The organism is Nocardia sp. NPDC019395 (assembly GCF_040632335.1).
Lineage (GTDB): Bacteria > Actinomycetota > Actinomycetes > Mycobacteriales > Mycobacteriaceae > Nocardia.
The window spans coordinates 580,350-604,912 of record NZ_JBEYBT010000001.1 but is presented as its reverse complement, the minus strand read 5'-3'; the positions used below and the strand labels follow the sequence as shown (position 1 = coordinate 604,912).

Sequence of the window (24,563 nt, the reverse complement as noted above, 5' to 3'; positions counted from 1 at the left end):
CCCGGTCCTCGTCGATGTGCACGGCAATCGACAAGAGCCGGACCAGCTCGAGCGTTGAGGAAACCAGGACGGACTTCGAAATATCGCTCGGCGCGGCGGCACTGACCCGAGCCCGCCCCCGGCGCCCGCGGCTCTACGAGGCGAGGCGGCAGAGCGTCTTGCCGACGGTCGCACCCGACAGCAGCGCCACCAGGGCGGCAGGAGCTTCGGCTATCCCGTGGAAAACCGATTCCCGATATGCCAGCCGGCCGTCCGCAAGGTAACCGGCCACCTCCCGGCGCATCGGTTCCTCGAGGTGCGTGAACGAACCGGCCCGGAAACCGCGCATCCGCAGCCCTTTCGAGACCATGGTGAACAGATTCGGTGGGCCGGCCGGAGCGGCGCCGTCGTAGCCGGAGACCGCACCGCAGAGCGCGATCCGGCCCGCCGGGCGAAGGGCGTCCAAAGCGGCCGTGAGGTGGTCGCCACCGACATTGTCGAAGTAGGCATCGATACCGCCGGGTGCGAGCGCTGCCAGCGACTCCGGCAGCGCTCCATCACGGTAATCGAACGCGGGGATGCCGAGTTCGTCCCGCAGGAACGCGACTTTCGCCGGACTGCCGACGGAACCGATCACCGTCGCCCCCCGGATATGCGCGAGTTGCGCGGCCAGGGCGCCGACCGCGCCGGCGGCGGACGAAACCCACAGCGTGTCCCCCGGAGCAACGGCCAGGATTTCGAACAACCCCACATACGCGGTGAGCCCAGCGCTGCCGAGCGGACCGAGAAACCATTGGGGCGGTAGCTCACCGGCATCGATCCGGGCCGGGGCGCCGTATCCGCCGATGGTCTGAACCCGGGTGCCGACGAGCGCATACTCCCGATAGCCGAGAGTGTGGGATACCAGGTCGCCGACGGCGAAATCCGGGCTCCGGGATTCGATTACCCTCCCCAGAGCCAGCCCGGAGAGTTCATCGCCGGGCCGCAGCGGCGGCAGATATCCGTCGGGCGTGGTCTCGGCGAGCCGGATCCGGATCGACGGGTCGATCGACAACCAAGTGTTGCGGATGAGCACCTCCCCCGGCCCCGGCTCCGGGACCGGCACCTCGACCAGCTCGAGGTCGGTGGTGGTCAGTTTCCCGACCGGACGGCGGGCCAGCCGCACGTGATGGTTCAACGTTGGTTCCTTCACTCGGCGATCCGGTTCAGCGCGCGAACGCGACTTCGGGAGTCCGCGCGATCAGCAGGCGGCGGACGGCGCCGGTGGGGTCGAGCTGTGCGGTCGCGTTGAACGAGGCCTCGAAGACCCCCTCTCGGGTGGTACGACCGAGAACCAGCTCGTATTCGCCAGCCACCGCGCCGACATCGATGTGGTGGATCAGTGTGCTCTTCTCGCGCTGCGCCAGATAGCGGATCAACCCGTCACGGTCGCCTACGAATTCGGCGCTCTGACCGTCGCCTTTCGAGAACTGAACGGACATGGTGAAATCATCGGCGATCATCCCGAGCACCCGGTCCGGGTCGCTGGAATCCATGCAGTCGAACCACCGGGTGAGCACCGGGACCGTCGTTGTCATGCCCGCGCTCCTTCGTTCGAGGACTGCTCCGGCAGTAGCGCGAAATCGGTGCTGAAGCAGACCTGATACCGGTCGATGCGGCCGTCGGCGCCGATATGCATCGCGGCGACGAACCAGCCGGTGGTCACGGAGTCGTTCTCGGTGACCGCGCCGTGCGCGAACTGCATATCACCGTCGGCGGCGACGCGCAGTAGACGATGTTTGCGGTTCACCTTCGGCCTGCCGCTGAGGTAGTCGAACATGGCGGCGCGACCGTGGTCCCGGTTGATGCCTGTGGGCAGGACCATCGCGAATTCGACACCCTCGGCCAGCAGGGCCGTCGCGTCCTGCAATCTGCCGCTGTCGACCGTCGCGTAGTAGTCCTCGATCAGGTGGGTCATGAAATGAACTTAGTTCAGCCAAGCTCTTCTTGTCGAGAGGTTCAGCCGGTACGCTCGGCAATATCGAATTGAACTCAACTCAAGGGGAGAACTATGTCTCCGACCTCGGCAGCCGCCACCGAAAGTCCCTGGCCACGTTCGGAACCGGCGGGACTCACTCCCGCCCCCGAACAGTTACAGCTGCGCGAATCACTACGGGGGCTACTCGGAAAGCACAGCGGTATCGAACAGGTCCGCGCGGCAGCCGATACCGGCCCCGGCTACTCACCCCGACTGTGGCAAATGCTCGTCGACGAGATGTCGGTGACCACCCTGGCCGTGCCGGAGCACAACGGGGGGCTCGGTTACGGGACCGCCGAGCTGGCGATAGTCCTCGAGGAATGCGGACGGGCGCTGGCGTGTGAGCCTGTGTACAGCTCAGCAGTCCTCGGCGCCCACGCCCTGCTGGCGGCCCCGGAAGCCGAAGACACTCCACTGGCAGAGGTACTCGCCGGGAAACTCATCGCCACAGTGAGCGCACTCGACCCGACCACGGACGACCTCCGCGCCACGACGGGGCCGCTCGGTTGGCGTATCGACGGCACGGTCACAGACCTGGTCGGCGGCGGGAGCGCCGATGTCGTCGTCGCCTCGGCCGCGACGGCCGACGGCCTCCTGCTGTTCGCATTACGGCCGCCGGAGAACACCCGGCGCACCGAACGCCGCGTTCTCGACTCGACCAGACGTCGAGCTGACGTGACCGTGCACGACTGTCCAGCCGTGCCACTCACCGCACCGGACACCACCGCGACGACGCGCACACGCCTGCGCGACCTGGCAACCCTTGCGCTGGCCTGCGAAAACACCGGGATCATCGATCACCTGCTCGAAATGACCATCGAGTACACCGGGACCCGGCAGCAATTCGGCCGGCCCATCGGGTCATTTCAAGTGGTCAAACATCGACTTGCCGATCTGCTGGTATCGCTGGAGCGCGCGCGATCGGCATCGCGGTACGCGGCCGCACTCTTTGCCCAGGATCCCGATTCCGCCCGGCTGGCCGTGGCCGTGGCCGGCGCGGTCTGCACGGAGGCCGCCGTGCACGCGGCCGAAGAGGCAGTGCAACTGCACGGCGGAGTCGGGTTCACCTGGGAGCATCCGGCGCATTCCTACTTCCGCCGGGCACTGGGAAACGAAGCGGCACAGGGTGATGCGCGCACCCATCGCGCCCGCGTCGCCGCACTGATCGGCGTGTGACCGGAACCGGACCTTCCGGAAAATCCGTATTGACGCGCTTCCCGTCGTCCAGTAGAACTGAAGTGAATCCAGTTCAGGAACTCAGCGAAAGAGGCTTCGATGATCGACACCGACCACATCATCTTGGAGAAAGACGGCGAGATCGCCCGTGTCTGGCTCAACCGCCCGCACAAGAAGAACGCGGTCACAGTGGAACTGCTGCACCGGCTCGACGAGATCATCGCCGAGGTCGACAACGATCCCGAACTCAAGGTGCTGGTGCTGCGCGGACGCGACAACACCTTCAGCTCCGGCTTCGACCTCGACGATCTGCGCGAGAACTATGTCGGGAAAACCAACGCCATGGACGTCGCAGTACTCTCCGCGAAGGTCTGCGACCGGCTCTACTCGATGAACACCCCGTCGGTCGCCGTGCTCGAGGGCTATGTCACCGCCGGTGGCTTCGAGCTGATGATCTCCTGCGATTTCGCGGTCGCGGCCGACGATGCCAAGATCGGTGACTTCCATATTCGGCGGGCCTTGTTCGGCGGCGCCGGCCCGATCTACCGGCTGCCCCGGATGATCGGTATCCGCAAGACCAAAGAACTGATGCTCACCGGCAAATTGCTCAATGGCCGGGAAGCCGCCGACTTCGATCTGATCAACGCGTCGGCGCCCGCCGGGGAATTGGATCAGCTCGTCGCCGACTTCATCGCCCCGATCGTGGACAAGAGCCCGTTCGCCATGAAGCTCACCAAGATGACCATCGACCGCGGCCTGGATGCCGATATCCAGTCGCTGATGGTGATGGAACACCTCGCCGTCGGCAACGCCCTGCAGTCCGAGGATGCGCGCGAGGGTGTGAATGCCTTCCTGGAGAAGCGCGAGCCGAAGTGGGTCGGTCGCTGAATTCCGGATAGGCAGCCACGAATCGGAAGGGACGACATGGGCGAGCAGGTGAGTCCGGTACTCGAGGGCAGTAGGTGCGCGGTATGCGGCACGGTGGGTTATCCGGCGAGTGCGAACTGTGCGCGCTGCGCCGCACCCACCGCCGAACCGCTGGAACTGAGTACCGAAGGCGTGGTGTGGGCGCACACCGTGCAGCGGTTCGCACCGAAATCGCCGCCGTATGTCGTTCCCGCCGAGGGCTTCACACCGTACGCGGTGGGCTACGTCGAACTCCCCGAGGGAATCAAGGTCGAGGCGATTCTCGACTGCGACGATTTCGCCGGCCTGGACCGGGCACCGGTGCGACTCGTCGCCGTGACGCCGGTGCCGCGGTTCGCCACCATATCCCTTCAGCAGAGCGAGGTCCGGTGACCCAGCAGGTTTCGATCATCGGCAGCGGCCTGTCCCGCTTCGGCCGTCAGCCCGGGGTCACCGGACGCCAACTCGCTGTCCAGGCGATCGGCAACGCACTGGCCGACGCCGGTCTGACCTGGCCCGATATCCAGGTCGCCTACGGCGGCAGCGACGGGTCCGGATTGGCCGACACCCTGGTGGCCGAACTCGGCTTCACCGGGATCCCGTTCACCAATGTCAAAAACGGGTGCGCCACGGGTGGTAGCGCGCTGTTCTCCGCCGTCAACGCGGTCCGCTCCGGCGCCGCCGAGATCGCCCTGGCCGTCGGTTTCGACAAGCACCCGCGTGGCGCATTCGATCCGGACCCCGCCGACTGGGGACTGCCCGAGGGGTACGGTTCGGCCGGTCTCATGGTGACCACGCAGTTCTTCGGCGCCAAGATCGGCCGCTATATGCGCGAACACGGTATCTCCGCGGCCACGCTGGCCAAGGTCGCCGAGAAGGCGTACCGCAACGGTAGCCGCAACCCGAATGCCTGGCGGCGCGAACCGGTTTCGGCCGAGCAGATCCTGGCCGCGGAGATGGTCAACGATCCGCTCACCAAATTCATGTTCTGTTCGCCGGGCGAGGGCGGGGCGGCTGTCGTTGTCGCGGGGGAAGCCGCCGTCCGCCGCCTAGGTGGACGGCCGGTGCGGTTGCGTGCCATCAGCCATCGCACCCGCCGGTTCGGATCCTTCGAAGTGTTCAGTCCCGCCGTCCAGGGCACCGGCGAACCGACCAGTGTCAGCGCGGATGCCGCGGCCGCGGCGTTCGAGCAGGCCGGGATCGGGCCGGACGAGATCGGCGTCGCGCAACTCCAGGACACCGAGAGCGGCGCGGAGATCATGCATATGGCCGAATGCGGTTTCTGTGCTCCCGGGGCGCAGGAGGAGATGATCGCGGCGGGCGCCACCGAGATCGACGGCCGGCTGCCGATCAATACCGACGGCGGCTGTATCGCCAACGGCGAACCCATCGGCGCCTCGGGGCTGCGGCAGGTGCACGAGATCGTCACCCAGTTGCGCGGCGAAGCGGGTGATCGGCAGGTGCCCGGCGCGCCGAAAACCGGATTCACCCATGTCTACGGCGCTCCGGGTATCAGCGCCTGCACCGTTCTATCGGTCTGAGAGCGAAGTGAGCACAGTGAGCACACAGCAACTTCCCGACTTCGCCGAATTCACCGAGCAGGCCCGCGCCTGGCTCGGCGGCACGGCCGCGCCGCGCACCGAATCCGCCTGGGGCGACGGGGACGATTCGGTGGCGGTCTTCGAGAACTGGACCGCCGCGGAAGAACGGCGGAACACCGACACCATCCGCGCCTATGAGCAAGCCAAGTTCGATGCCGGATGGGGCGCGCTGACCTGGCCCGCAGAATACGGCGGCCGGGGGCTGCCGATGTCCTATGCGCTGGCGTTCCGGCGCACGGAGGAAGAATTCGATGTGCCGCGGCGCACCGAAATGTTCTCGGTCACCCAGCAATTGGTGGCGCCGACCATCGAGCAGTGGGGTACCGAGGAGCAGCGGGCCCGCTATGTGCGGGCGATGCTGCGCACCGACGTCATCGCCTGCCAGCTCTTCTCCGAAACCGAGGCCGGGTCGGATCTGGCGGCGGTGCGGACCCGTGCCGCCCGCAATGCCGACGGCACCTGGACCCTCGACGGGCACAAAGTGTGGACCTCCGGGGCGCGGGTCGCCGACCTCGGGGTCGCGGTATGCCGCACCGACCCCGCGGTGGCCAAACACGCGGGACTCACCGTTTTCCTCGTCCCGATGGACGCGCCGGGGGTCACCGTCCGGCCGATCCGGCAGATGACCGGCGGTAGCTCGTTCAACGAGGTCTACCTCGACGGCGTGGTACTCGACGACGGGATGCGGCTCGGACCGGCCGGCAAAGGCTGGCCGGTGGCACTCACCGTGCTCGCCGCCGAACGGCTCGACGGCGCCGGTCTCGGCCTCGCGAACGCGGACCGGGCAGTGGCGCTGGCGCGCAATCTGGGCCGCGAACTGACGGAACTGGAACGCGACAGGGTCGCGGATCTGGTGACGCGCAGCTATGTGCAGCGGATCGCGGGGATGCGGGTCGCCGCGGCGGTGGTCGCGGGTTCCGATCCCGGACCGGAGGCGTCGGTGGGCAAACTGCTCGCCACCGACACCATGGCCAGGACCTCCGAGGTGGCGCGGCTGCTGCTCGGCCGGGAGCTGGCCGCGGATTCCGGGCGCTGGGGCACGTACGCGTGGACCGAACATGTGCTGGGCGCGCCCGGCTACCGGATCGCCGGCGGTACCGACGAGATCCAGCACAACATCATCGCCGAGCGGGTGCTCGGCCTACCCAAGGAGCCGCGGCCATGACGCTGGAACAGCGGGTGCGCGACCGGCTGCGCACCGACTTGGATATCGAGGTCACCGGTTTCGAGACGCTGCCCGGCGGCCACTCGGGTCTCACCTACCGGATCTCCACCACCGGCCCCACGTTCGTGGTGAAGGCGGTACCGGAGGGCCGCAAGCCGATCGGCCGCCACGATATGTTGCGGCAGGCCCGGGTGATGGGCGCCCTTGCCGGGACCGATGTCCCGGTGCCCCGGATCGTGGCCGTCGACGAGGGCGAACCCGCCTGGTTCGCCATGGAATTCGTGGCCGGGGAATCGCTCGAGCCGGTCCTGGACGATCCGGCCGTCGAACCCGCCCTCGCGGCGGCACGGATGCGGCGGGCGGCCGAGGTGCTACCCCGGCTGCATGCGATCGATCCGGACTCGATCCCCGGCGTCGAAGCCGCGCTGACACCGGCCGACGAACTCGCCCGCTGGGCGCGCACACTCCGTGCGGTGCCGCCCGAACTGGTCGCGGGCGCCGATCGGCTGCTGGACCTGCTGGGCCGCCGGATCCCCGACCCGGTAACTCCCACGCTCGTGCACGGCGATTACCGGCTCGGCAATATCATCGCCGCCGGCACCGAACCGATCGCCCTGATCGACTGGGAGATCTGGAGCGCGGGCGATCCACGGGTGGAACTCGGCTGGTTCCTGGTCTTCGCCGACGGCACGAATTTCCCGGAAGTAGGCCGCACGGTCCCGGGCCTTCCCGACTCCGCCGAACTCGTGGACCGCTACCGCGCGGGCGGCCCGGAACTGACCGATCTGCCCTGGTTCGACGCGCTCGGGCGGCTCAAGATGGCCGCCATCATGGGACACAATCTGCGGCGGCACCGGGAAGGCCGGCACCACGACCCGGATCAGGAAAAGCTGCCCGCCACCATCACCCGCCTCATCGAGACCGGCACCGCGCTCCTCGCCGGTTGAGGTCCACTCCCCCGATTCAGGAGCCGCACCGTGGATTTCTCCTACTCCGCCCGCACTCGAGAGCTGCTCGACCGGCTCGAACACTTCATGGAGCAGTACGTCTACCCCGCCGAACGGGTCTACGACGAACAGGTCGCCGCCGCGGACAACCCGCACGACCAGCCGCCGATCATGCGGGAACTGCAGGCCGAGGCCCGGCGGCAGGGCCTGTGGAATCTGTTCATGACCCACGACGGCCTCGGCGCCGGGCTCACCAATCTCGAATACGCCCCGCTGGCCGAAACGGTGGGCCGGTCCATCATCGGAAACGAGACAATCAACTGTTCGGCCCCGGATACCGGCAATATGGAGATTCTGGCCATGTTCGGGACCGAACAGCAGAAAGCGCAGTGGTTGAAACCGCTGCTGGACTGCGAGATCCGCTCGGCCTTCGCCATGACCGAACCGGCCGTCGCCAGTTCCGACGCCACCAATATCACCTCGACCATCCGGCGCGACGGTGACCACTACGTGCTCAACGGCCGCAAATGGTACATCTCCGGAATCCTGGATCCGGACTGCAAACTGATCATCTTCATGGGTAAATCCGATCCGGACGCCCCCGCCTACCGCCGGCAGAGCATGATCCTGGTACCGGCCGACGCACCAGGTATCGAGGTGCTGCGGGATCTGCCGATGTTCGGGTTCCACGACCGGCTGGGTCACGGCGAGGTGCAGTTCACCGATGTGCGGGTCCCGGCGGAGAACATGCTCGGCGCCGAGGGCGACGGTTTCGCGATCGCCCAGGGCCGGCTCGGTCCCGGACGGATGCATTACGCCATGCGGGCCATCGGAATGGCGGAACGCGCCCTGGATCTCATGTGCCGGCGGGCACTGGAACGGACCGCTTTCGGCGGGCCACTGTCCGACCGCGGGGTCGTGCGGGAATGGATCGCGCGCAGCCGGATGGAGATCGACCAGATCCGGCTGCTCACCCTGCAGGCCTCCTGGCTGATGGACACGCAAGGGAACGCCGCGGCGCGCTCGGAGGTCGCGGCGATCAAGGTCGCGGCCATGGAGGTCGCGCATACCGTCGTCGATCGGGCGGTGCAGACATACGGTGCGGCGGGGGTCAGCAACGACACCGTCCTCGCACGGATGCACGCCATCACCCGCGCCCTGCAGATCGCCGACGGCCCCAACGAAGTCCATCTGCGCACCATCGCGCGTCTCGAGGTGAAGAAGTACCGATGAGCACAACCGATCTGAGCGGGAAGGTGGCGCTGGTGACCGGCGCCAGCCGCGGACTGGGCCTGGCCATTGCGCGTGGACTACGCGATGCGGGCGCCACCGTGATCGTCTCCAGCCGCAAACTCGCGGCCTGTGAAACCGCGGTCGCCGCGCTCGGCGACGGGCCGGGCAGCGCGTACCCACTGGAATTGCACGTGGGCCGGTGGGACACCCTGGAAACCGCCGTCGACGGGATCATCGAGCGCTTCGGCAGCCTCGACATCCTCGTCAACAACGCCGGAATCGCCCCGCTCGCCGAAAATCTGGCGTCGGTCACCGAAGGCCTGTGGGACAAGACCATCGAAGTGAATCTGAAGGGCCCGTTCCGCCTCATGGCGGTCGCCGGGGCGCGGATGGCCGCCGCCGGCGGGGGTTCGATCATCAATATATCGAGTATCGGCGCGGTGCGGCCGAGCCCGCCGGAAGCGATGTACGCCGCGGCCAAGAACGGACTCAACGCGCTCACCATGGCCTTCGCCCAGGAGTACGCACCGGCGGTGCGGGTGAACTGTGTGATGCCGGGTGGATTCGCCACCGATATGTCCGAGCACTGGGACGACGAGTTCATCGGCAAGATCGTCGACCGGCTGCCCGCCGGACGGCTCGGCGATCCGGCCGAGATCACCGGGCTGGTGACCCATCTCGCGAGCGATGCCGCCGGTTATACGACCGGTGCGCTGATCCCGGTCGACGGCGGCCGTACCGCGGTGTACTGAGAGGCGGCACAGATGAATACACCGGCATTGCACGACCTGTTCGGACTGGACGGCCGGGTCGCCGTCGTCACCGGCGCGTCCTCCGGCCTCGGGGCCGGTTTCGCGCGGGCGCTCGCCGGGGCCGGAGCCACCGTCTACGCGGCCGCCCGCCGGATGGACCGGATACAGGAACTCGCCGCAGCCGAACCACGAATCATCCCGGTTCGCTGCGATGTCACGGAACCCGACGACCGCGCCGCACTGGTGGACCGCTGTTACGAGCAATCCGGCCGTCTGGACATCCTGGTCAACAACGCGGGCCGGCCCGGGCCGCCGAATGCGGAGCAGGAGACCGACGCGGAATTCCGCGCCATCCTCGATCTGAACCTGCTCGCCGGATTCCACCTGGCCACCTACGCGGCGAGCCGGCTACCCGACGGGGAACGCGCGTCGTATATCAACATCTCCTCGGTGATCGGCCTGGTCTCGACCGCGCCGATCGGTGGCGCCAGTTATGCCGCGTCGAAAGCCGGAGTACTGGGGCTCACCCGCGAACTGGCCGGCCAGTGGGGCCGCCGGGGTATCCGGGTGAACGCGGTGGTGCCCGGCTGGTTCGATACCGAGATGACCGACGGCCTGTTCAGCAATGACAAATCGGCGGGCTGGGTCCGCCGCAACACCATGCTCGGGCGGGGCGGCCACACCGGTGAGGTGGACGGGGCCGTGGTGTTCCTCGCCTCGGACGCCTCCTCGTATATGACCGGACAGGCGCTCGTCGTCGACGGCGGCTGGACCGCGCGCTGATGCTGGCCGTTCAACTCACCACATGGGGCGCCGAACCGGAACTCCGGGAAATCCCCACGCCGCGGCCCCGGGGCGAAGAACTGCTCGTCCAGGTGACGGCGGCCGGGCTGTGCCGCTCCGATCTGCACGTCATGGATGCCGCCGCGGGTAGTTTCGACTATCCGCTGCCGCTCACGCTCGGTCATGAGGTGGCGGGGACCGTCGTGGATGCCGGACCGTCGGCCGAGGCAGGCTGGCTCGGGGAACAGGTTGTCGTGCACGGTATCTGGGGTTGCGGCGGCTGCCGCAACTGTCTGCGGGGCCGGGAGAACTACTGTCCGCGCCTGCGCCCGCGGGAAGGTCGCGGGGCACCGATCGGCAACGGGCTCGGCTATCCGGGCGGCCTGGCCGAAGCGGTGCTCGTTCCCGCATCCCGCTTCCTGGTGCGCTCGGCCGGTGTCGATCCGGTGCTCTGCGCACCGCTCGCGGACGCCGGTCTCACCGCCTATCACGCGGTCCGCGAACACCGCGATCTCGTCGACTCGCAGAGTGTCTGCGTGGTGATCGGTGTCGGCGGCCTCGGTCATCTCGCCCTTCAGGTACTGCGCGATTTCGGTGCCGGCCGCATCGTCGCGGTGGACACCCGTCCGGACGCGCGGGATATGGCTCACCGGCTGGGGGCGGACGCCGTGTTCGGCGATCTCGGTTCCGCGGCCGGCGCACTGGGCGAGGGCGCGGATCTGATTCTGGATTTCGCCGGCGCACCGGACACGGTCGCCCCGGCCGCCGCCGCGCTGGCGCCCGGCGGGCGATTGTCGGTGGTCGGCAGCGCGGGCGGACGTCTCGAGGCCGGTAAAGACGTGGGGCTGGCGGCAGGCTGGGGAATCACCGCGCCGTTCTGGGGACCGCGCGAGGATCTGGCGGCCGTGGTCGATATGGCGCGACGGGGGGCGCTGCACGTCACCGCGCAGACCTATCCGCTCACTGCGGCGGTCGAGGTCTACCGGCAGCTGCGGTCCGGAGCGATCACCGGCCGCGCCGTCCTGGTCCCGCCGCCGTGAACGGATCGAACCGCCCCGCCGCGGCCCCGCGGCGAGTAAACAGAGAGCACAGCGGCCCGAGGAACGGTAGATGAAAGCACTGGCGCAGGAGATGGTCGAGCGAGCCCGGCGGGCTCCGGCGGAGATCGCCGTGATCGACGAGTTCGGACAGCACACCGTGGGCGAGATCATGGCGACGGCGACCGCGCTCGCCGACCGCATCGCGGCCATCGACCTCCGCGGGCCGACGGTGATCATCCAGGCCGACAACACCTGGCACACGCTCGCCGCGGCCCTGGCAGTCGGTCTGCGGGGCGGGGTCGTGGCCGTGGTGAGCCCCCACGCCACCGAATCGGAATTCCGGCTCGCGCTCGCGGATATCGACCCGGATCTGGTGGTCGGCGAGCCCGCGGCCTTGCGGCACTGGGACGTGCCCGACACCGAGTTCCCGTCTGCGGTCCCCGCCTTCGGTGATCATCTGCTGCGGGCGCGCGCCGTGCCGTTCGGCCCGGTGCGGCGGTGGCGCGGCGGCAGCGCTATCGCCATGACCTCCGGATCCACCGGCCGGCCCAAATGCGTGGTCCAATCCGAGGACGCCATCCGGTACGCCTGCCGCAGTACCATCGACGCCGTCGGCCTGCGCCCGGGCGAATCGGTGGGCGCGTTCGTGCCCTTGTCGTCGGTGGCGGCGTTCTGCTTCGGTATGTATCTCCCGGCCTTCCTGGGCGGCACCATGGTCACCCTCGGCAGGTGGTCACCGGGGGCGGCGCTCGAGACGATGGCCGAGCACCGGGTCGCGTGGACGATGCTGGTACCGACCATGGCCCTGCAGCTCTCGGTCACCGATAACAGTGCCGGACGGCTGGCGGGTCTGCGCGCCATGACTGTGGGCGGTGGTCCGATGAACCAGCGGGCCCTGGCCGAGGCCGAAACGAAGCTGGGCACCACCTTCCTCCGGGTGTTCGGGATGTCGGAATGCCTCGGCCACACGACCCCGCGACTGGACGATCCCCCCGAAATCCGGCTGGGCCGCGACGGGCGGCCCTTCCCGGGCACCGTCGTCCGCGCGGTCGGCGAATCGGCAACGCGGCTACCCGCCGGTGCGATCGGTGACGCCCAAGTGAAGGGTCCCTCGCTGTTCGTGGGCTATGCCCGCGGTGGCGTCCCGGTCCCGCCCGACCTGACCCCGGACGGATTCCTGCCCACCGGCGATCTCGTGGAGGTGGCCGCGGACGGTTCCATCCGGGTGATGGGCCGCCAGAAACAGATCATCATCCGGGGTGGGCGCAATATCGATATCAACGAAATGGAGTCGGCGATCGCGGCACTGCCCGGAATCGTGCAGGTCTGCGTGGTCCCGGTGCCCGACGAACTACTGGGCGAACGTGCGGCGGCACTGGTTGTCGCCGACGGTGCACAGCCGACGCTGGCCACGATTACCGACCAGCTCGCGGCGGCGGACTTTCCCAAATTCAAATGGCCGGAATACCTGTTCAGTGTCGCGGACCTGCCACAGAACCGGGTGGGGAAACTGTCCCGGCCCGATGCGATCCAGCTCGCCACGCGACTCGCGGCAGCCGATTCGAATTCATATCAGGTGGGGTAGAGTTGACGAATCCGCGCACAGTCGATAATTGGGGGCACACCACTCATGACCGTTGACACCGGGAGCCGCAGGGAAAGCCCGCGGTCCAAACGCAGCAATATCCTGACGGCCGCTATCGAGCAGTTCGGGCGTATCGGCTACGAGCATACGAAGTGGGCCTCCATCGCCGACGAGGTCGGAATCGGCCAGACCGCCCTGTACCACTATTTCGAATCGAAGGCGCACTGCCTGCTCACGATCATGCGCCTGGAACTGGCCGATTCGGTCGACCGTTTCGTCTCGGCGACCGAGAACGAAGCCGATCCCGAAAAGGCCCTGCGGGCCGCGGTGGCCGCCGCCCTGCGGGCCGAGCCGATCGACGCGTTGCAGCGCCGCATTCTGCAGAACCATATGGACATGCTGGCCCAGCCGCGCCAATCCACGAAAGAAGAAGCCGAACGGCTGCGGTCACGTGAACTCGTCCAGGAGATCGAGCAGAACTGGACCGAACTGATCGCCCGCGGGATCGAGGCGGGCATATTCACCGGCGGCGATCCCAAGATTCTGGGCCGGATGGTCCTGGCCGTGGTGATCAGTGTCTGGCGGTGGTATCGCCCCGACGGCACGCTCACCCTGGCCGAGATCACCGAAACCGTGACCGATACCGCGGTACGCATGGTGCGCGCCTGACAGGCGGAGCCGAGCGGCGTCGCACCACCCAGCTTGTCCCACCCGGAGCGCGTCAGCCCCGGGCACGACAACTCCACGGCGGCGCCGTCTGTCCACCCAACCAGAACAGAATTCAGTTAGGAGAACCGATGTACAACCTCATCGTGCTGGCCTCCCGGCCCAGCGATTGGTCGCACGACCGATTCATCGAATGGTGGCGTGGCGAACACGCCGAGGTGACCTATCCACTGCCCGGGCTGCTGCGCTGGCAGCACACCGAACTCCTCGACACCGCCGACGAGAAATCGGCCGGCTGGGACGGCCTGTCGATTCTCAGCTTCGAATCGCGCGAGGCGCTCGATGCCGCGCTGGCCAGCCCCGAATGGAAGGCCGCCGTACAGCATGTCGGCGCGATGCGCGGCCGCCGGATGATCTGGTTCGGCGAAGAGCAGACCATGGTGCCCCTGGCCGGCAGCGGCGAATGAGCACGCAGTGGGCCGAGCCCGGCTGCTATCCGGTCGCCGACGGTATCCACCGCATCCCGCTGCAGCTACCGCAGGACGGATTGCGCGCGGTGAACGTCTACGCCCTGGAAACCAGCACCGGGCTCGTCCTGATCGACGGCGGCTGGCACCGCCCGGACACCTATCGAGAACTCGCCGCCGGGCTCGCGCTGATCGGCCGCTCCCCCGCCGATATCCACGATGTACTGGTCACCCATATCCACCGCGACCACTACACGTTCGCGGTGGAACTGCGGCGGCGCCACGGCAGCCGGGTGCACCTCGGCGCCGGTGAATCCGCGGGCCTGCACGCGATCCGAGAACTCGGCAACAACGTGCCGGACAGTTCGCTACGCGAACTCCGCCGCGCGGGGGCCGCCGGGCTCGCCGACCAGGTCCACATCGACAGCATCGACGAACCGTTCGATCCCACCGACTGGGAAGCCCCGGACCACTGGCTACGCCCGGGAGCACTGACACTCGGTGGCCACACGCTGGAAATCCTGCCCACCCCCGGCCACACCAAGGGACACTTGGTATTCCGCGATCCGGCACGCCGCTTGCTGTTCACCGGAGACCATCTACTCCCCACCATCACCCCGTCCATCGGCTTCGAACTCGGCACCTGGGAACTACCGCTGGACAATTTCCTGCGGTCACTCACACTGCTCGGCGATGCCGACGAGCAGACCATGCTGCCCGCGCACGGCCCCGACGGTGGTAGCGCCGGCGGACGAGCGCGTGAATTATTGGCCCACCACGAGCGCCGGTTCGACCAGATCCGCTCCGCGGTCATCGATCTCGCGCCCTGTACGGGATTCGACGTTGCCCGGGCGTTGAACTGGACCCGCCGCGAGCGGGCGTTCTCGTCCCTGGACACCTTCAACCAGATGGTGGCGACATGCGAGACCCTCGCGCACCTCGATGTGCTCGTTGCGCGGAACTGTCTGGCTACCGAGGACCACGACGGAGTCGACCTCTTCACGCTCTGCCGGTGAACCGGCAGAGCCATAGTCTCTGCCCGTGAGCCGGGCCCGGTAGCCCAGAGCATTACCTTCGAGGTAATCGACGAAACGTACCGGCCCCCGCCAGGATCGGGGTCGTGAACGATATTGCCACGAGCGCCACCCGCACGGTCGCCGAAGAGCTGCTCCGCCGCATCGGTGTGGGCGATCCCGACTCGATCGCCGCCCTCTACGCACCGGATATCGATTGGAAACTGGACTGGCCCGATGACGAGCACGGCCGTACCCCGACACCCTGAATACGGCAACGCGCCACTCGTGCCGACGCCGCCGCACACTATCGCGAACTCGCCCGCCACCACGTACCCGACGAAGCCGGCACGGTCATCGAACGCATTCTGGTCGACGGCCCGGACGCGGTGATACTGGGCGAAATCCGGCAGACCGCGCGCTCCACCGGGCGACCCTATCGCTCCCGCTTCGCGCTGCACCTCACAGTCGCCGGCGACCTGATCACCCGCCATCATGTATACGAGGACAGCCTCGCGGTCGCCCGGGCGTTCGACGCGTGACAGCCGGCGAGATACACCGGCGTGGATGTCTCGACCCTCATCCGGTGGAGACATCCACGCCGGATCGCACCGGTACTCAGGCGCAGGTCCAGCCACCGTCCACATAGAGCTCGGTACCGGTGACGAAGGTCGAATCGTCACCGGCCAGGAACGCGACCGCGGCGGCCACCTCGTCGGCCCGGCCGAGGCGCCCCATCGGGGTGTGCGCGAGCATGGCGCGATGCCGTTCGCTGCCTTCGTAGCGCGCGAGCAGCTGCTCGGTTTCGATGAACCCGGGGTGGATCGAGTTCACCCGCACACCTTTCGTGGACCAATGCAGGGCGGCGTTCTTCGTCATCGTCCGCACCGCGCCCTTGGCGGCCGCGTAGGCGAGACTGTTCCCCAAACCGCCCACGCTGCCCAGGATCGAGCAGAGGTTGACGATCGCGCCGCCGCCGCTCCGCTCGATCAGGGCACCCGCGTGCTTCATACCCAGCCAAGTTCCGGTCTGGCTCACCTCGACCACCCGGTTGTAGCGTTCCAGGTCTTCGTCGACCACCGAGGCCAGGCTGCCGATCGCGGCATTGTTGACCAGCGCGTCCAACCGTCCGTACCGGTCGTCCACCGCGGACACCACCGCACGCCAGTCATCCTCGCCCGCGATATCGAGGGGCCGGGGCAGATGCCGGTCCGGCCCGTCGAGAGTGCCCACGAGTTCGGTACAGGCCGCCTCGCCGAGGTCGGTCACCACGAGCGTGGCGCCTTCCGCGGCGAGCCGGCGCACGATCTCCACGCCGATACCGCCGGTCGAGCCGGTCACCAGGACAACCTTGTCGTTCAGCCTCGAGGGACCCGTTGGCATGGCAGGCCTTTCGTGTTTCGACGGAGATACCGTGAGCAGATCGCGGCTCACAGTTTGTTCAGCACATTCCGGCCACCGATCAGCATCGCGACCCCCACTCCGGCGGTCGTCACGGCGGTCATCAGCAGCGCCATCGCCGCGACCAGCGGATAGGACCCGTTCTGCCACAGATCGAACAGCAGGGTGCCCATCACCTGGGTCGTCGAGGCACGCACCAGTAGTGATGCGGCAAATTCGTGGGTGAGCAGGATGAACATCAGGGCGACGGCGCTGAGAATGGTGGGCCGCATCAGCGGCAGCATCACCCGCAGATTCGTCACCAGCGGGGACGCGCCGCTGGTTGCCGACGCCTCCCTGTAGGTGTTGCCGAGCGAGAGCATGGCGGTCATCTGCATGCGGGTCGCGTACGGCAGCATCAACACGATGTAGACCAGGATGATCACGGTTTTGGTCCCGTACAGGATCAGCGGTGGCTCCGTATAGGTGAGCAGGAAGCCGACACCGAAGATGACCGCCGGAATGCCCAGGGGCAGTGCGGTGATCAGATCCGCGAGCAACGCCATGATCTTGAACTGCCGGCCGCGCACCAGCAGCGTGGCCATCAGATAGCCCAGCGGAACACAGATCACCACAGCGGCCAGCGAGGTCGACACACTGGTGAACACCGAATCCACGATGGCGCTGTCGGCGGCCAGGGCACGGAAGCTGTCCAGGGTGAGCAGATCCCAGGACAGCGAGCCGGACCAGTACGGGGTCAGTGAGACGATGATCAGCCCGAGCATGGGGATGATCAGCGCGAACAGGGCGTAGACGATAATCGTCACCGTGGCCCACAGTGAACGGCCCGCCGCCGGCGCGAAGGCCTTGCCGCCGTGGGTGACGAAACGGGACTGATTGCCCAGCAGACCTTTCTGGATCAGCACCAGCACCAGGCCGAAGATCACCAGTGGCGAACCGGCGGCGGCCGCCGCGGCGAAATCCGACGGCGATTCCGAGACCCGGCGATACATCTCGGTCGTCAGCACCTTCACGCCGTAGTTCTGTCCGAGCAGCAGCGGGCCGGTGAACTGGCCGAGCCCCAGCAGCAGCGCGATACCGCCGCCGTAGATGAGCGACGGCCGCAGCAGCGGCAGCACCACCCGGAAGAACACCCCGACGGTGGAGGAGCCGCTGATCTGCGCCGCCTCCAGATGTTCGGCGCCGATATTCTGCATTCCGGCACTGACGAACAGGTACACGAACGATGTCAGCCCGAAGCCGGTGAGGATGATGATCCAGGGCACCGTGTACACATCGATCGGCCCGGAATCCGAACCGCTCCACCAGGGCAGCTTCCGCAGCAGGACATTCAGGTAGCCCGGCCCCGGTGAGAGCAGGAACGCCCAGCCGACGATATTGGCGACCGCGGGCATCACGATCGGCAGGATCGGGATGATCCGCAGGAACCCCAGACGGTCCGGCAGCCGGCTCGCCGCGAAGGCCAGCAGAGTACCGAGCACCATGGCGATCACCAGCGAACCCAGCGCGAGCGCGACGGTGGTCCCGATCGTTTCGGCGATATCGAAGCGGGTGTACTGCGCCCGGTAGCCGCGGGCACCGTCTTCGAATGCCAGCGACTGCAACCGGATCATCGGTAGCACCACGAGATACGCGAGAACGGCCAGCAGCGCCAGATAGCCGGCCCGGGTCCGCCATTGCGCGGGCAGCGCGAAGGGACGGCTCACGGCGGCGGTCACGGTAGCCATCAGGCGTGCCCTCCCGCGCCCACGGCGACCGGTTCTGGGGTTTCGGCGTGCTCCTCACCCGGAGTCGCGAAGACCCGCAGGCTCGCCGGCGAGAAACTGACGACCAGCGGCGCCCCTGGACGGCTGCCGCGGAGCGCCGCACTGTGCTGGGCGGCCGGCGCCCGCAGGATCAGCTGTTCACCGCCGGTTTCGACGGTGACATCGAAGTACCGTCCGCCGTATTCGTAGGTCACCAGTTCGGCGTGCAGGGCGACATTGCCCAGCGGCACATCGTCGGCGGTGGCGTGCAACAGCACATCGTCGGGGCGCAGCCGGGCCACCGCGGTGGTGTGCCGATCGGCAGAGTCGCGCACCACGGCATGGGTGAGGTCGATCGAGTCACCGGCGGCGGTCGACCAGCCGTCGTGTCCGCGGCGCAGCGACAACCGGTTGCTCATCCCGATGAAGGCGGCGACATAATCCGATACCGGGTTCTCGAAGACCCGCTCGGGCGCATCGTACTGTTCGATCTTGCCCGCCTTCATGATGGCGAGCCGGTCGCCCAGGGCGAAGGCCTCGGACTGGTCGTGGGTGACGAATACGGCCGTGAATCCGAGCTGCTGGTGCAGCTGGTGGATCTGTGTCCGCACCTGATCGCGCAGGCGGGCGTCGAGATTGCTCAGCGGTTCGTCGAACAGCACCAGATCCGGCCGGGCGACCAGACCGCGGGCGACGGCCACCCGCTGCTGCTGCCCGCCGCTGAGCTGCGAGGGATACCGGTCGAGCAACTGTCCGCAATCGACCATCTCGGCCGCGGCCTCCACCGCCCCCTCGGCGACGGCCTCTTTCATCTTCCGCACCTTCAGCGGATAGCGGATATTGTTGCGGACGGTCATATGCGGCCACAGCGCGTACGACTGGAAAACCATCCCGATATTGCGTTTGTGCGCGGGAACATTCAGGCGTGCGTTCGCATCGAATACGTTCCGGTCCTTGAATGTGATCGTCCCGCCCTGTGGTGTTTCCAGCCCCGCGAGACAGCGCAGAGTCGTCGTTTTCCCGCAACCGCTCGGTCCGAGGAGAACCAGGAACTCCCCCTCCTCGATCGTGAGGTCGAGCTGATCGACGACGACGTTGCTGCCATAGGTTTTGGTGAGGCCGGAAACGGTGAATTGCGACGTCATCTCATGCCTTCTGGGTCGGGAATTTCGGAGTGCGCACGCCGGCGGCGGTTCCGCCGTCGACGAGAAGATCGGTTCCGGTGACATAGCTGCTGCCGGCGCCCGCCAGAAATGCGATCACCGACGCCACTTCCGCCGGGGCGCCGCGGCGCTGCATCGGAATACTCCGGACGTAGGCCTCCACATCGTCGGCCGCGAAACCGGGTGCCGCGGTGATCTCGGTGGTGATACTGCCGGGACATACCGAATTCACCCGGATGCCCTGTTCGGCCAATTCCAGTGCGGCGACTCTGGTCAGCGCGCGCACCCCGGATTTCGCCGCCCCGTAGGCGCCGAGCTCGGCGGTGGCCAGCACCCCGCGCAGCGACGAGATGTTCACGACGGAACCACCGGCGGTCATCGCCGCGGCGGCCGCCCGCAGGCCGAGGAAGGTCCCGACCAGATGCTGATCGATCATGCGGCGGAACTGGTCGAGCGCGGTGTGTGCCAGCGGCGCTTTCACCGCGGTACCGGCGCTGTTGACCAGCACATTCATTAGGTGGCCGGCCTGTTCCATTTCGGCGGTGACCGCCTGCCAGCCGGTTTCGTCGGTGACGTCGAGGCGGCGGTAGTGGGCGCGCGATCCCAGCTCCAGCGCCCGTTTCCGGCCGCCGATATCGTCGATATCGGTGAGATAGACCGTTGCACCCTTCGCAACGAACAGTTCGGCGGTCGCTCCGCCTATCCCCCCGGATGCCCCGGTCACCAGTACGTGGGTGCCGTGCCAGGGCTCGGCCATATCGTCCATGCCTGTCCTTCGTCGATCTCTTCGGAACTGTGGAGCCTGATCAGCTCTGGAAACGCCGGGCCCATTCCTGGGAGTACTGCGCGACCTTGTCCGGTGTGAGGTCGCGGGTATCCGGCGCGGCGATATCCTGCGCTTGTACGACGGCGCCCGGAATATCGGGCAGCGCCGCGGCATAGCCGTCGTTCAGCGCGGCCTGCCCTTCCCGGGTGGCCATGAAGTCGACCAGTACCTGGGCGGCATTCGGGTGCGGTGCGACACTCGTGACGTGGCTGTACCAGGGCGTTCCCCATGGCTCCGGCGGGAGCGACCAGTCGACCGGCGCCCCCGCGGCCACCTCGGTGACCAGTGGTTGCACCGAAGGGGTGACAGCGATTTCCCCCGATGTCAGCGCCTGGGCGATCCCGAGCGCGCTCGGATATATTCGCGGTTTCAGCCCGGCCAGCCGCTCCCAGTAATCCGCGCCGTAGGCTTCGGCGTAGTAGCGGTAGAGATCGACATACGAGGCGATACCGGTGGGGTTGACGATGCCGATCTTGCCGGCGAATTTCGGGTCGAGAATGTCACGCGGTGAAGTCAGCCCGTCGGGCGCAACATCGGTGTTCCAGCCCAGCGCGAAAACCGCTGCACTGCTGAGCGCAAAACGATTTTCCAGCACACTGATCTCCGGCCGGTATTCCGGTGCCCGCAGATTCGGGCCGACCAACTCGGACGAATAGCTGCCGGATTGGGCCGCATTGGCGATCCAGGTCGGGTCGGTGAGCATATGAACATCCGCAGTGCCGCGGCCGGTCCGGTTCTCGGTCTCCACCCGCGGATTGATATCGGCATCGGTGCCGCGGACGAACTCCAAGTCGATGCGCGGGTGCGCCGATTCGAACGCTGTTTCCAGCCGCTCGAGATTGGCGGGTTTCTGGCTTGAATAGAGCAGTACAGTGCCCTCGTTTTCGGCTGCAGCGACCACTTCGTCCCATGTGCCCGATACCGGAGCCGTGGCCCCCGGACTGGCCCCACAGGCGGTGAGGACGGAAGTGACAGCGAGGGCCGCGCCGGCCGCCGCGGCCTGGAACAACAACTTCATGGTGCGAATACCCACATCCCGCCGAACTGAACTGATGTCAGTTTGAAACTATGCCATCCCCATTGTGGTGTCAATCACCTTGGGCCAACAATATGAAGTGAATCCAGTTCAATGCAGACAGCCGCCTCTGCGATCCACTGGTGATGTGGCCGGGTTCGGCAGCGTCGCCACGAGCACCGGACGAGTTCGCCGGCGGTCACGGCGACGACTTCGCGACCGCCGGATATCTGCTGCAGAAGCCCCCGGGGACCCCGGCCGCTCAGTCGATCGGGTCGCGGGCGATCGGGCAGGTCATACAGTGCCCCCCGCCGCGGCCGCGGCCGAGTTCGGCGCCGACGATCGTGATGACCTCGACCCCGGCCCGGCGCAGCGCCGCATTGGTCTGGGTGTTGCGGTCGTAGGTGAACACCACACCCGGTGCCAAGGCGACCGCGTTGTTTCCGGAATCCCATTGCTGGCGCTCGGAGGCGTACAGGTCGCCGGCGGTCTCGACGATCCGCAGAGCGGGGAAGCCGAGTGCCCGCGCCACGACATCCACGAATGGGGTTCCCTGCTCGTCGGTGATCTCCACGCCCGGTGCTTTATCGGAGGGGCGCAGTGTGAACGGGTGGATTCCGTCGACGATCCGGGGATGCACGGTGACGAGGTCGCGGTCGGCGAAGGTGAAGACGGTGTCCAGGTGCATCGCGGCCCGGAGTTTGGGCATTCCGGCGACGATAACGGTATCCGCGGCCTGCGCATCGAACAGCGACTTCGCGAGCTGGGTGATCGCCTGCCTGGAGGTGCGCTCACTCATCCCCACCAGAACCGTACGATTACCGACCGGCATGACATCGCCGCCTTCGAGAGTGGCCTGCCCCCAATCGTTTTCGGGGTCGCCCCACCACACGGTCGAATCGGCGTAGTCGGCATGGAATCGGTAGATGGCCTTCATCAGCAGGGTTTCGTCGTGCCGGGCCGGCCAGTACAGGGGGTTGAGCGTCAAACCGCCGTAGATCCAGCAGGTGGTATCGCGGGTGTAGAGAGTATTGGGCAGCGGCGGTAGCAGATACTCGGGCGTGCCGACGGATTCGCGAGCCAGCCCGATATAAGGGGTGCGGTAGTCGGCGGGTAGGTCCGCGGTCGACAAGCCACCGATCAGGTACCGGGACAATTCGCGCGGCGTCAGCGAATCGAGATAGGCCCGGGTCGCTTCGAGCAGACCCAGCCCCACCCGGTTCACGATGACCTTACGGTCGAGCAGCCACGCGCGGGCCTCGGGAGCGGTCATGGTTTCGGTCAGCAGATCGTGCAGTTCGACGACTTCCACCCCACGGTTGGTCAGCTTGTTGACGAAATCGAGGTGGTCGCGCTGGGCCGCTTCCACCCACATCACGTCGTCGAACAGCAGTTCGTCGGAATTGGTGGGGGTCAGCCGTTCGTGCGCCAGACCGGGCGCGCAGACCAGCACCTTGCGCAACTGCCCGACCTCCGAGTGGACACCGTGCCGGGCACGGGGCGAGTTCACGGTCATAGCGCTACCTTCCGTCGTCGGAACCGAGAGCACGGCAAGCGGTATCTTTCACAGGCTCACCCACCCCGCGGCGAGAGCGATGACACCGAGTACCGCACCCGCCGCGATCAGGGCGAACCCCATGGCCTCGCGGGGCGAGAAAACCCGGCGCCCCTGTTCGCGGCGGGCGAGGACGAACAGGGCGGTCGCGGGCGCGTAGAAGATCAGTGAGACGAGCACGAATTTCAGATCCGCCGCATACAGCAGGAACGCCGTGTAGAGCGTGGCGAGGACGGCGACGAGCAGATCCCCGCGCCATACCGCGGGACGGGCATCGGCATAGGTCTCCCGGGTCAGGCAGAGTTTCAGTGCGTAGACCGCAGCGAGCAGGAACGGGATCAGCGTGAGGGCGGCGGTCAGATCGAGCGCGAAATCGAACGCGTCCTGCGAGAACATGGTGATGATCAGGATCGTCTGCGATAGCGCGGTACTCAGCAGCAGCGCGTTGACCGGGACATCACGGTCGGTGGACCGCCCCAGGAAGGCCGGCATATCGTCGTCACCGGCCGCGACGAACAGCACTTCCGCAGCCATCAGCGCCCAGGCCAGATAGGCACCCAGCACCGAGATGATCAGGCCTGCGCTGACGAAGGCGGTGCCCCACGAGCCGACTGCCGAATCCAGCACACCCGCCATCGACGGCTGCCGCAGTTCGGCGATCTGGCTGCTCGGCATGATCCCGTAGGACACCACCGTCACCGAGGCGAAGATCGCCAGCACACTGAGGAACCCGAGGATTGTCGCCCGCCCGACATCCTCCCGGCGCCGGGCGTGCCGCGAATACACGCTCGCGCCCTCGACCCCGAGAAAGACGAAGACCGTCACCAGCATGGTGTCGCTCACCTGCTCGAACAGCGAACCCCCGTAGTCCGCGCCGCGGAAATTGTCCGCGAACACCGCCGGATCCAGCAGGAAGACGGCGAGCAGTACGAACACGATGATCGGGACGAGCTTCGCGACCGTGACGATCCGGTTGATGGCGGCGGCCTCTTTGGTGCCGCGCCGGATCAGCAGGAAGAATCCCCACAGGCCCACCGAGGACAGTGCCACCGCGATCAGGGTATCCCCCGAGCCGAGGGCCGGAATCCATTCGCCGAGGGTGGACATGATGAGCACCCAGTAGGTCACATTGCCCACGCACGCACTCGCCCAGTAGCCGGCCGCGGAGTAGAAGCCGATGAATTCACCGAACCCGGCTTTGGCGTAGGCGTAGACACCGGCGTCCAGATCGGGTTTTCGCACGGCGAGCCGCTGGAACACCAGCGCCAGCATGAGCATGCCGGTACCGGCGACCGCCCAGGCGATGAGCGCGCCACCGACACCGGTTTCCTGGGCGAATCGCCGCGGTAGTGAGAAAACCCCCGCGCCCACCATGGACCCGACAACCATGGCCGTGAGCGTGAGGACCGTGACCTTCACCGCCTGCTCAGGCGCCTGCTGCTGGGCCATCCACACGACCTCTCCGCTCGCCCCGCTACCGAGTACCACCGCAGATCATTCGTCGACGCTCGTCCCGATGATGCCTCAC

26 protein-coding genes are annotated in these 24,563 nt (G+C 67.2%); 16 read left to right on the top strand and 10 right to left on the bottom strand.

The annotated features are described in order from the left end of the window. Positions 1 to 133: 133 nt before the first annotated feature. The 3 genes from ABZ827_RS02775 to ABZ827_RS02765 are packed head-to-tail and all read right to left on the bottom strand — an operon-like array spanning position 134 to position 1,936. Positions 134 to 1,156 carry an NADP-dependent oxidoreductase gene (locus ABZ827_RS02775; protein WP_357231873.1) on the bottom strand — a complete coding sequence of 341 codons (1,023 nt, stop codon included), beginning with the start codon at positions 1,154 to 1,156 and terminating at the stop codon, positions 134 to 136. Positions 1,157 to 1,184: 28 nt separating this feature from the next. Further along, on the bottom strand, positions 1,185 to 1,556 hold the full coding sequence (locus ABZ827_RS02770; protein ID WP_357231871.1) for a hypothetical protein: 372 nt from the start codon (positions 1,554 to 1,556) through the stop codon (positions 1,185 to 1,187). After that, entirely contained in the window at positions 1,553 to 1,936 is a 384-nt protein-coding gene (locus ABZ827_RS02765; RefSeq protein ID WP_357231868.1) for a nuclear transport factor 2 family protein, read from the bottom strand. Before ABZ827_RS02765 ends, ABZ827_RS02770 begins: the two co-directional genes overlap by 4 nt. A 93-nt stretch (positions 1,937 to 2,029) precedes the next feature. Between ABZ827_RS02765 and ABZ827_RS02760 the strand changes: the two genes are divergently transcribed. The 16 genes from ABZ827_RS02760 (at position 2,030) to ABZ827_RS02685 (ending at position 15,872) form a co-directional block, all read left to right on the top strand. After that, the gene (locus tag ABZ827_RS02760) at positions 2,030 to 3,172 is read left to right on the top strand and encodes an acyl-CoA dehydrogenase family protein (RefSeq protein WP_357231865.1); all 1,143 of its coding nucleotides are present in this window, start codon (positions 2,030 to 2,032) and stop codon (positions 3,170 to 3,172) included. A gap of 99 nt (positions 3,173 to 3,271) precedes the next feature. After that, a complete protein-coding gene (locus tag ABZ827_RS02755; RefSeq protein ID WP_357231862.1) occupies positions 3,272 to 4,060 on the top strand; it encodes an enoyl-CoA hydratase/isomerase family protein in 789 nt (262 codons plus the stop codon). Positions 4,061 to 4,096: 36 nt separating this feature from the next. Beyond that, positions 4,097 to 4,471 (top strand): OB-fold domain-containing protein, encoded by a 375-nt coding sequence (locus ABZ827_RS02750; protein ID WP_357231859.1) that lies wholly within the window; start codon positions 4,097 to 4,099, stop codon positions 4,469 to 4,471. Beyond that, a complete protein-coding gene (locus ABZ827_RS02745) occupies positions 4,468 to 5,619 on the top strand; it encodes a thiolase family protein (protein ID WP_357231856.1) in 1,152 nt (383 codons plus the stop codon). Before ABZ827_RS02750 ends, ABZ827_RS02745 begins: the two co-directional genes overlap by 4 nt. Positions 5,620 to 5,635: 16 nt before the next feature. Then, positions 5,636 to 6,844, top strand: a complete 1,209-nt coding sequence (locus ABZ827_RS02740; protein ID WP_357231853.1) for an acyl-CoA dehydrogenase family protein — start codon at positions 5,636 to 5,638, stop codon at positions 6,842 to 6,844. After that, the gene (locus tag ABZ827_RS02735) at positions 6,841 to 7,791 is read left to right on the top strand and encodes a phosphotransferase family protein (RefSeq protein WP_357231850.1); all 951 of its coding nucleotides are present in this window, start codon (positions 6,841 to 6,843) and stop codon (positions 7,789 to 7,791) included. The genes ABZ827_RS02740 and ABZ827_RS02735 overlap by 4 nt, the downstream gene beginning before the upstream one ends. Positions 7,792 to 7,821: 30 nt before the next feature. Further along, positions 7,822 to 9,024, top strand: coding sequence for an acyl-CoA dehydrogenase family protein (locus ABZ827_RS02730; protein WP_357231847.1), 1,203 nt, complete (start codon positions 7,822 to 7,824; stop codon positions 9,022 to 9,024). Continuing rightward, positions 9,021 to 9,776: a glucose 1-dehydrogenase gene (locus tag ABZ827_RS02725; RefSeq protein WP_357231844.1), complete on the top strand. Its 756-nt coding sequence runs from the start codon at positions 9,021 to 9,023 to the stop codon at positions 9,774 to 9,776. The genes ABZ827_RS02730 and ABZ827_RS02725 overlap by 4 nt, the downstream gene beginning before the upstream one ends. A gap of 12 nt (positions 9,777 to 9,788) precedes the next feature. After that, entirely contained in the window at positions 9,789 to 10,559 is a 771-nt protein-coding gene (locus ABZ827_RS02720; protein WP_357231841.1) for an SDR family oxidoreductase, read from the top strand. Further along, the gene (locus ABZ827_RS02715) at positions 10,559 to 11,599 is read left to right on the top strand and encodes an NAD(P)-dependent alcohol dehydrogenase (RefSeq protein ID WP_357231838.1); all 1,041 of its coding nucleotides are present in this window, start codon (positions 10,559 to 10,561) and stop codon (positions 11,597 to 11,599) included. The genes ABZ827_RS02720 and ABZ827_RS02715 overlap by 1 nt, the downstream gene beginning before the upstream one ends. 70 nt (positions 11,600 to 11,669) lie before the next feature. After that, a complete protein-coding gene (locus tag ABZ827_RS02710) occupies positions 11,670 to 13,184 on the top strand; it encodes a class I adenylate-forming enzyme family protein (protein WP_357231835.1) in 1,515 nt (504 codons plus the stop codon). 45 nt (positions 13,185 to 13,229) lie between these two features. Then, complete coding sequence (locus ABZ827_RS02705) at positions 13,230 to 13,853, top strand: TetR/AcrR family transcriptional regulator (RefSeq protein WP_357231832.1); 624 nt, start codon at positions 13,230 to 13,232, stop codon at positions 13,851 to 13,853. A gap of 128 nt (positions 13,854 to 13,981) precedes the next feature. Further along, a complete protein-coding gene (locus ABZ827_RS02700; RefSeq protein WP_357231829.1) occupies positions 13,982 to 14,317 on the top strand; it encodes an EthD family reductase in 336 nt (111 codons plus the stop codon). Continuing rightward, a complete protein-coding gene (locus tag ABZ827_RS02695; RefSeq protein WP_357231826.1) occupies positions 14,314 to 15,333 on the top strand; it encodes an MBL fold metallo-hydrolase in 1,020 nt (339 codons plus the stop codon). The genes ABZ827_RS02700 and ABZ827_RS02695 overlap by 4 nt, the downstream gene beginning before the upstream one ends. A gap of 104 nt (positions 15,334 to 15,437) precedes the next feature. After that, the gene (locus tag ABZ827_RS02690; RefSeq protein WP_357231823.1) at positions 15,438 to 15,599 is read left to right on the top strand and encodes a hypothetical protein; all 162 of its coding nucleotides are present in this window, start codon (positions 15,438 to 15,440) and stop codon (positions 15,597 to 15,599) included. Further along, positions 15,600 to 15,872, top strand: a complete 273-nt coding sequence (locus ABZ827_RS02685; protein ID WP_357234412.1) for a nuclear transport factor 2 family protein — start codon at positions 15,600 to 15,602, stop codon at positions 15,870 to 15,872. Between the two features lie 76 nt (positions 15,873 to 15,948). Here the strand turns inward: ABZ827_RS02685 and ABZ827_RS02680 are convergent, their stop codons facing one another. The 7 genes from ABZ827_RS02680 to ABZ827_RS02650 all read right to left on the bottom strand — a co-directional run bounded on the left by ABZ827_RS02680 (position 15,949) and on the right by ABZ827_RS02650 (position 24,484). Further along, positions 15,949 to 16,713 (bottom strand): SDR family oxidoreductase, encoded by a 765-nt coding sequence (locus tag ABZ827_RS02680; protein WP_357231820.1) that lies wholly within the window; start codon positions 16,711 to 16,713, stop codon positions 15,949 to 15,951. A gap of 47 nt (positions 16,714 to 16,760) precedes the next feature. Then, complete coding sequence (locus tag ABZ827_RS02675; RefSeq protein WP_357231817.1) at positions 16,761 to 18,458, bottom strand: iron ABC transporter permease; 1,698 nt, start codon at positions 18,456 to 18,458, stop codon at positions 16,761 to 16,763. Continuing rightward, positions 18,458 to 19,621: an ABC transporter ATP-binding protein gene (locus ABZ827_RS02670; RefSeq protein ID WP_357231814.1), complete on the bottom strand. Its 1,164-nt coding sequence runs from the start codon at positions 19,619 to 19,621 to the stop codon at positions 18,458 to 18,460. The genes ABZ827_RS02675 and ABZ827_RS02670 overlap by 1 nt, the downstream gene beginning before the upstream one ends. Before the next feature lies 1 nt (position 19,622). Next, complete coding sequence (locus ABZ827_RS02665; RefSeq protein ID WP_357231811.1) at positions 19,623 to 20,405, bottom strand: SDR family oxidoreductase; 783 nt, start codon at positions 20,403 to 20,405, stop codon at positions 19,623 to 19,625. 40 nt (positions 20,406 to 20,445) lie between these two features. Continuing rightward, positions 20,446 to 21,483 carry an extracellular solute-binding protein gene (locus tag ABZ827_RS02660; RefSeq protein ID WP_357231808.1) on the bottom strand — a complete coding sequence of 346 codons (1,038 nt, stop codon included), beginning with the start codon at positions 21,481 to 21,483 and terminating at the stop codon, positions 20,446 to 20,448. Positions 21,484 to 21,742: 259 nt separating this feature from the next. Further along, positions 21,743 to 22,996 carry an arginine deiminase gene (locus ABZ827_RS02655; protein WP_357231805.1) on the bottom strand — a complete coding sequence of 418 codons (1,254 nt, stop codon included), beginning with the start codon at positions 22,994 to 22,996 and terminating at the stop codon, positions 21,743 to 21,745. Between the two features lie 48 nt (positions 22,997 to 23,044). Further along, the gene (locus ABZ827_RS02650) at positions 23,045 to 24,484 is read right to left on the bottom strand and encodes a basic amino acid/polyamine antiporter (RefSeq protein ID WP_357231802.1); all 1,440 of its coding nucleotides are present in this window, start codon (positions 24,482 to 24,484) and stop codon (positions 23,045 to 23,047) included. Positions 24,485 to 24,563 lie beyond the last annotated feature (79 nt).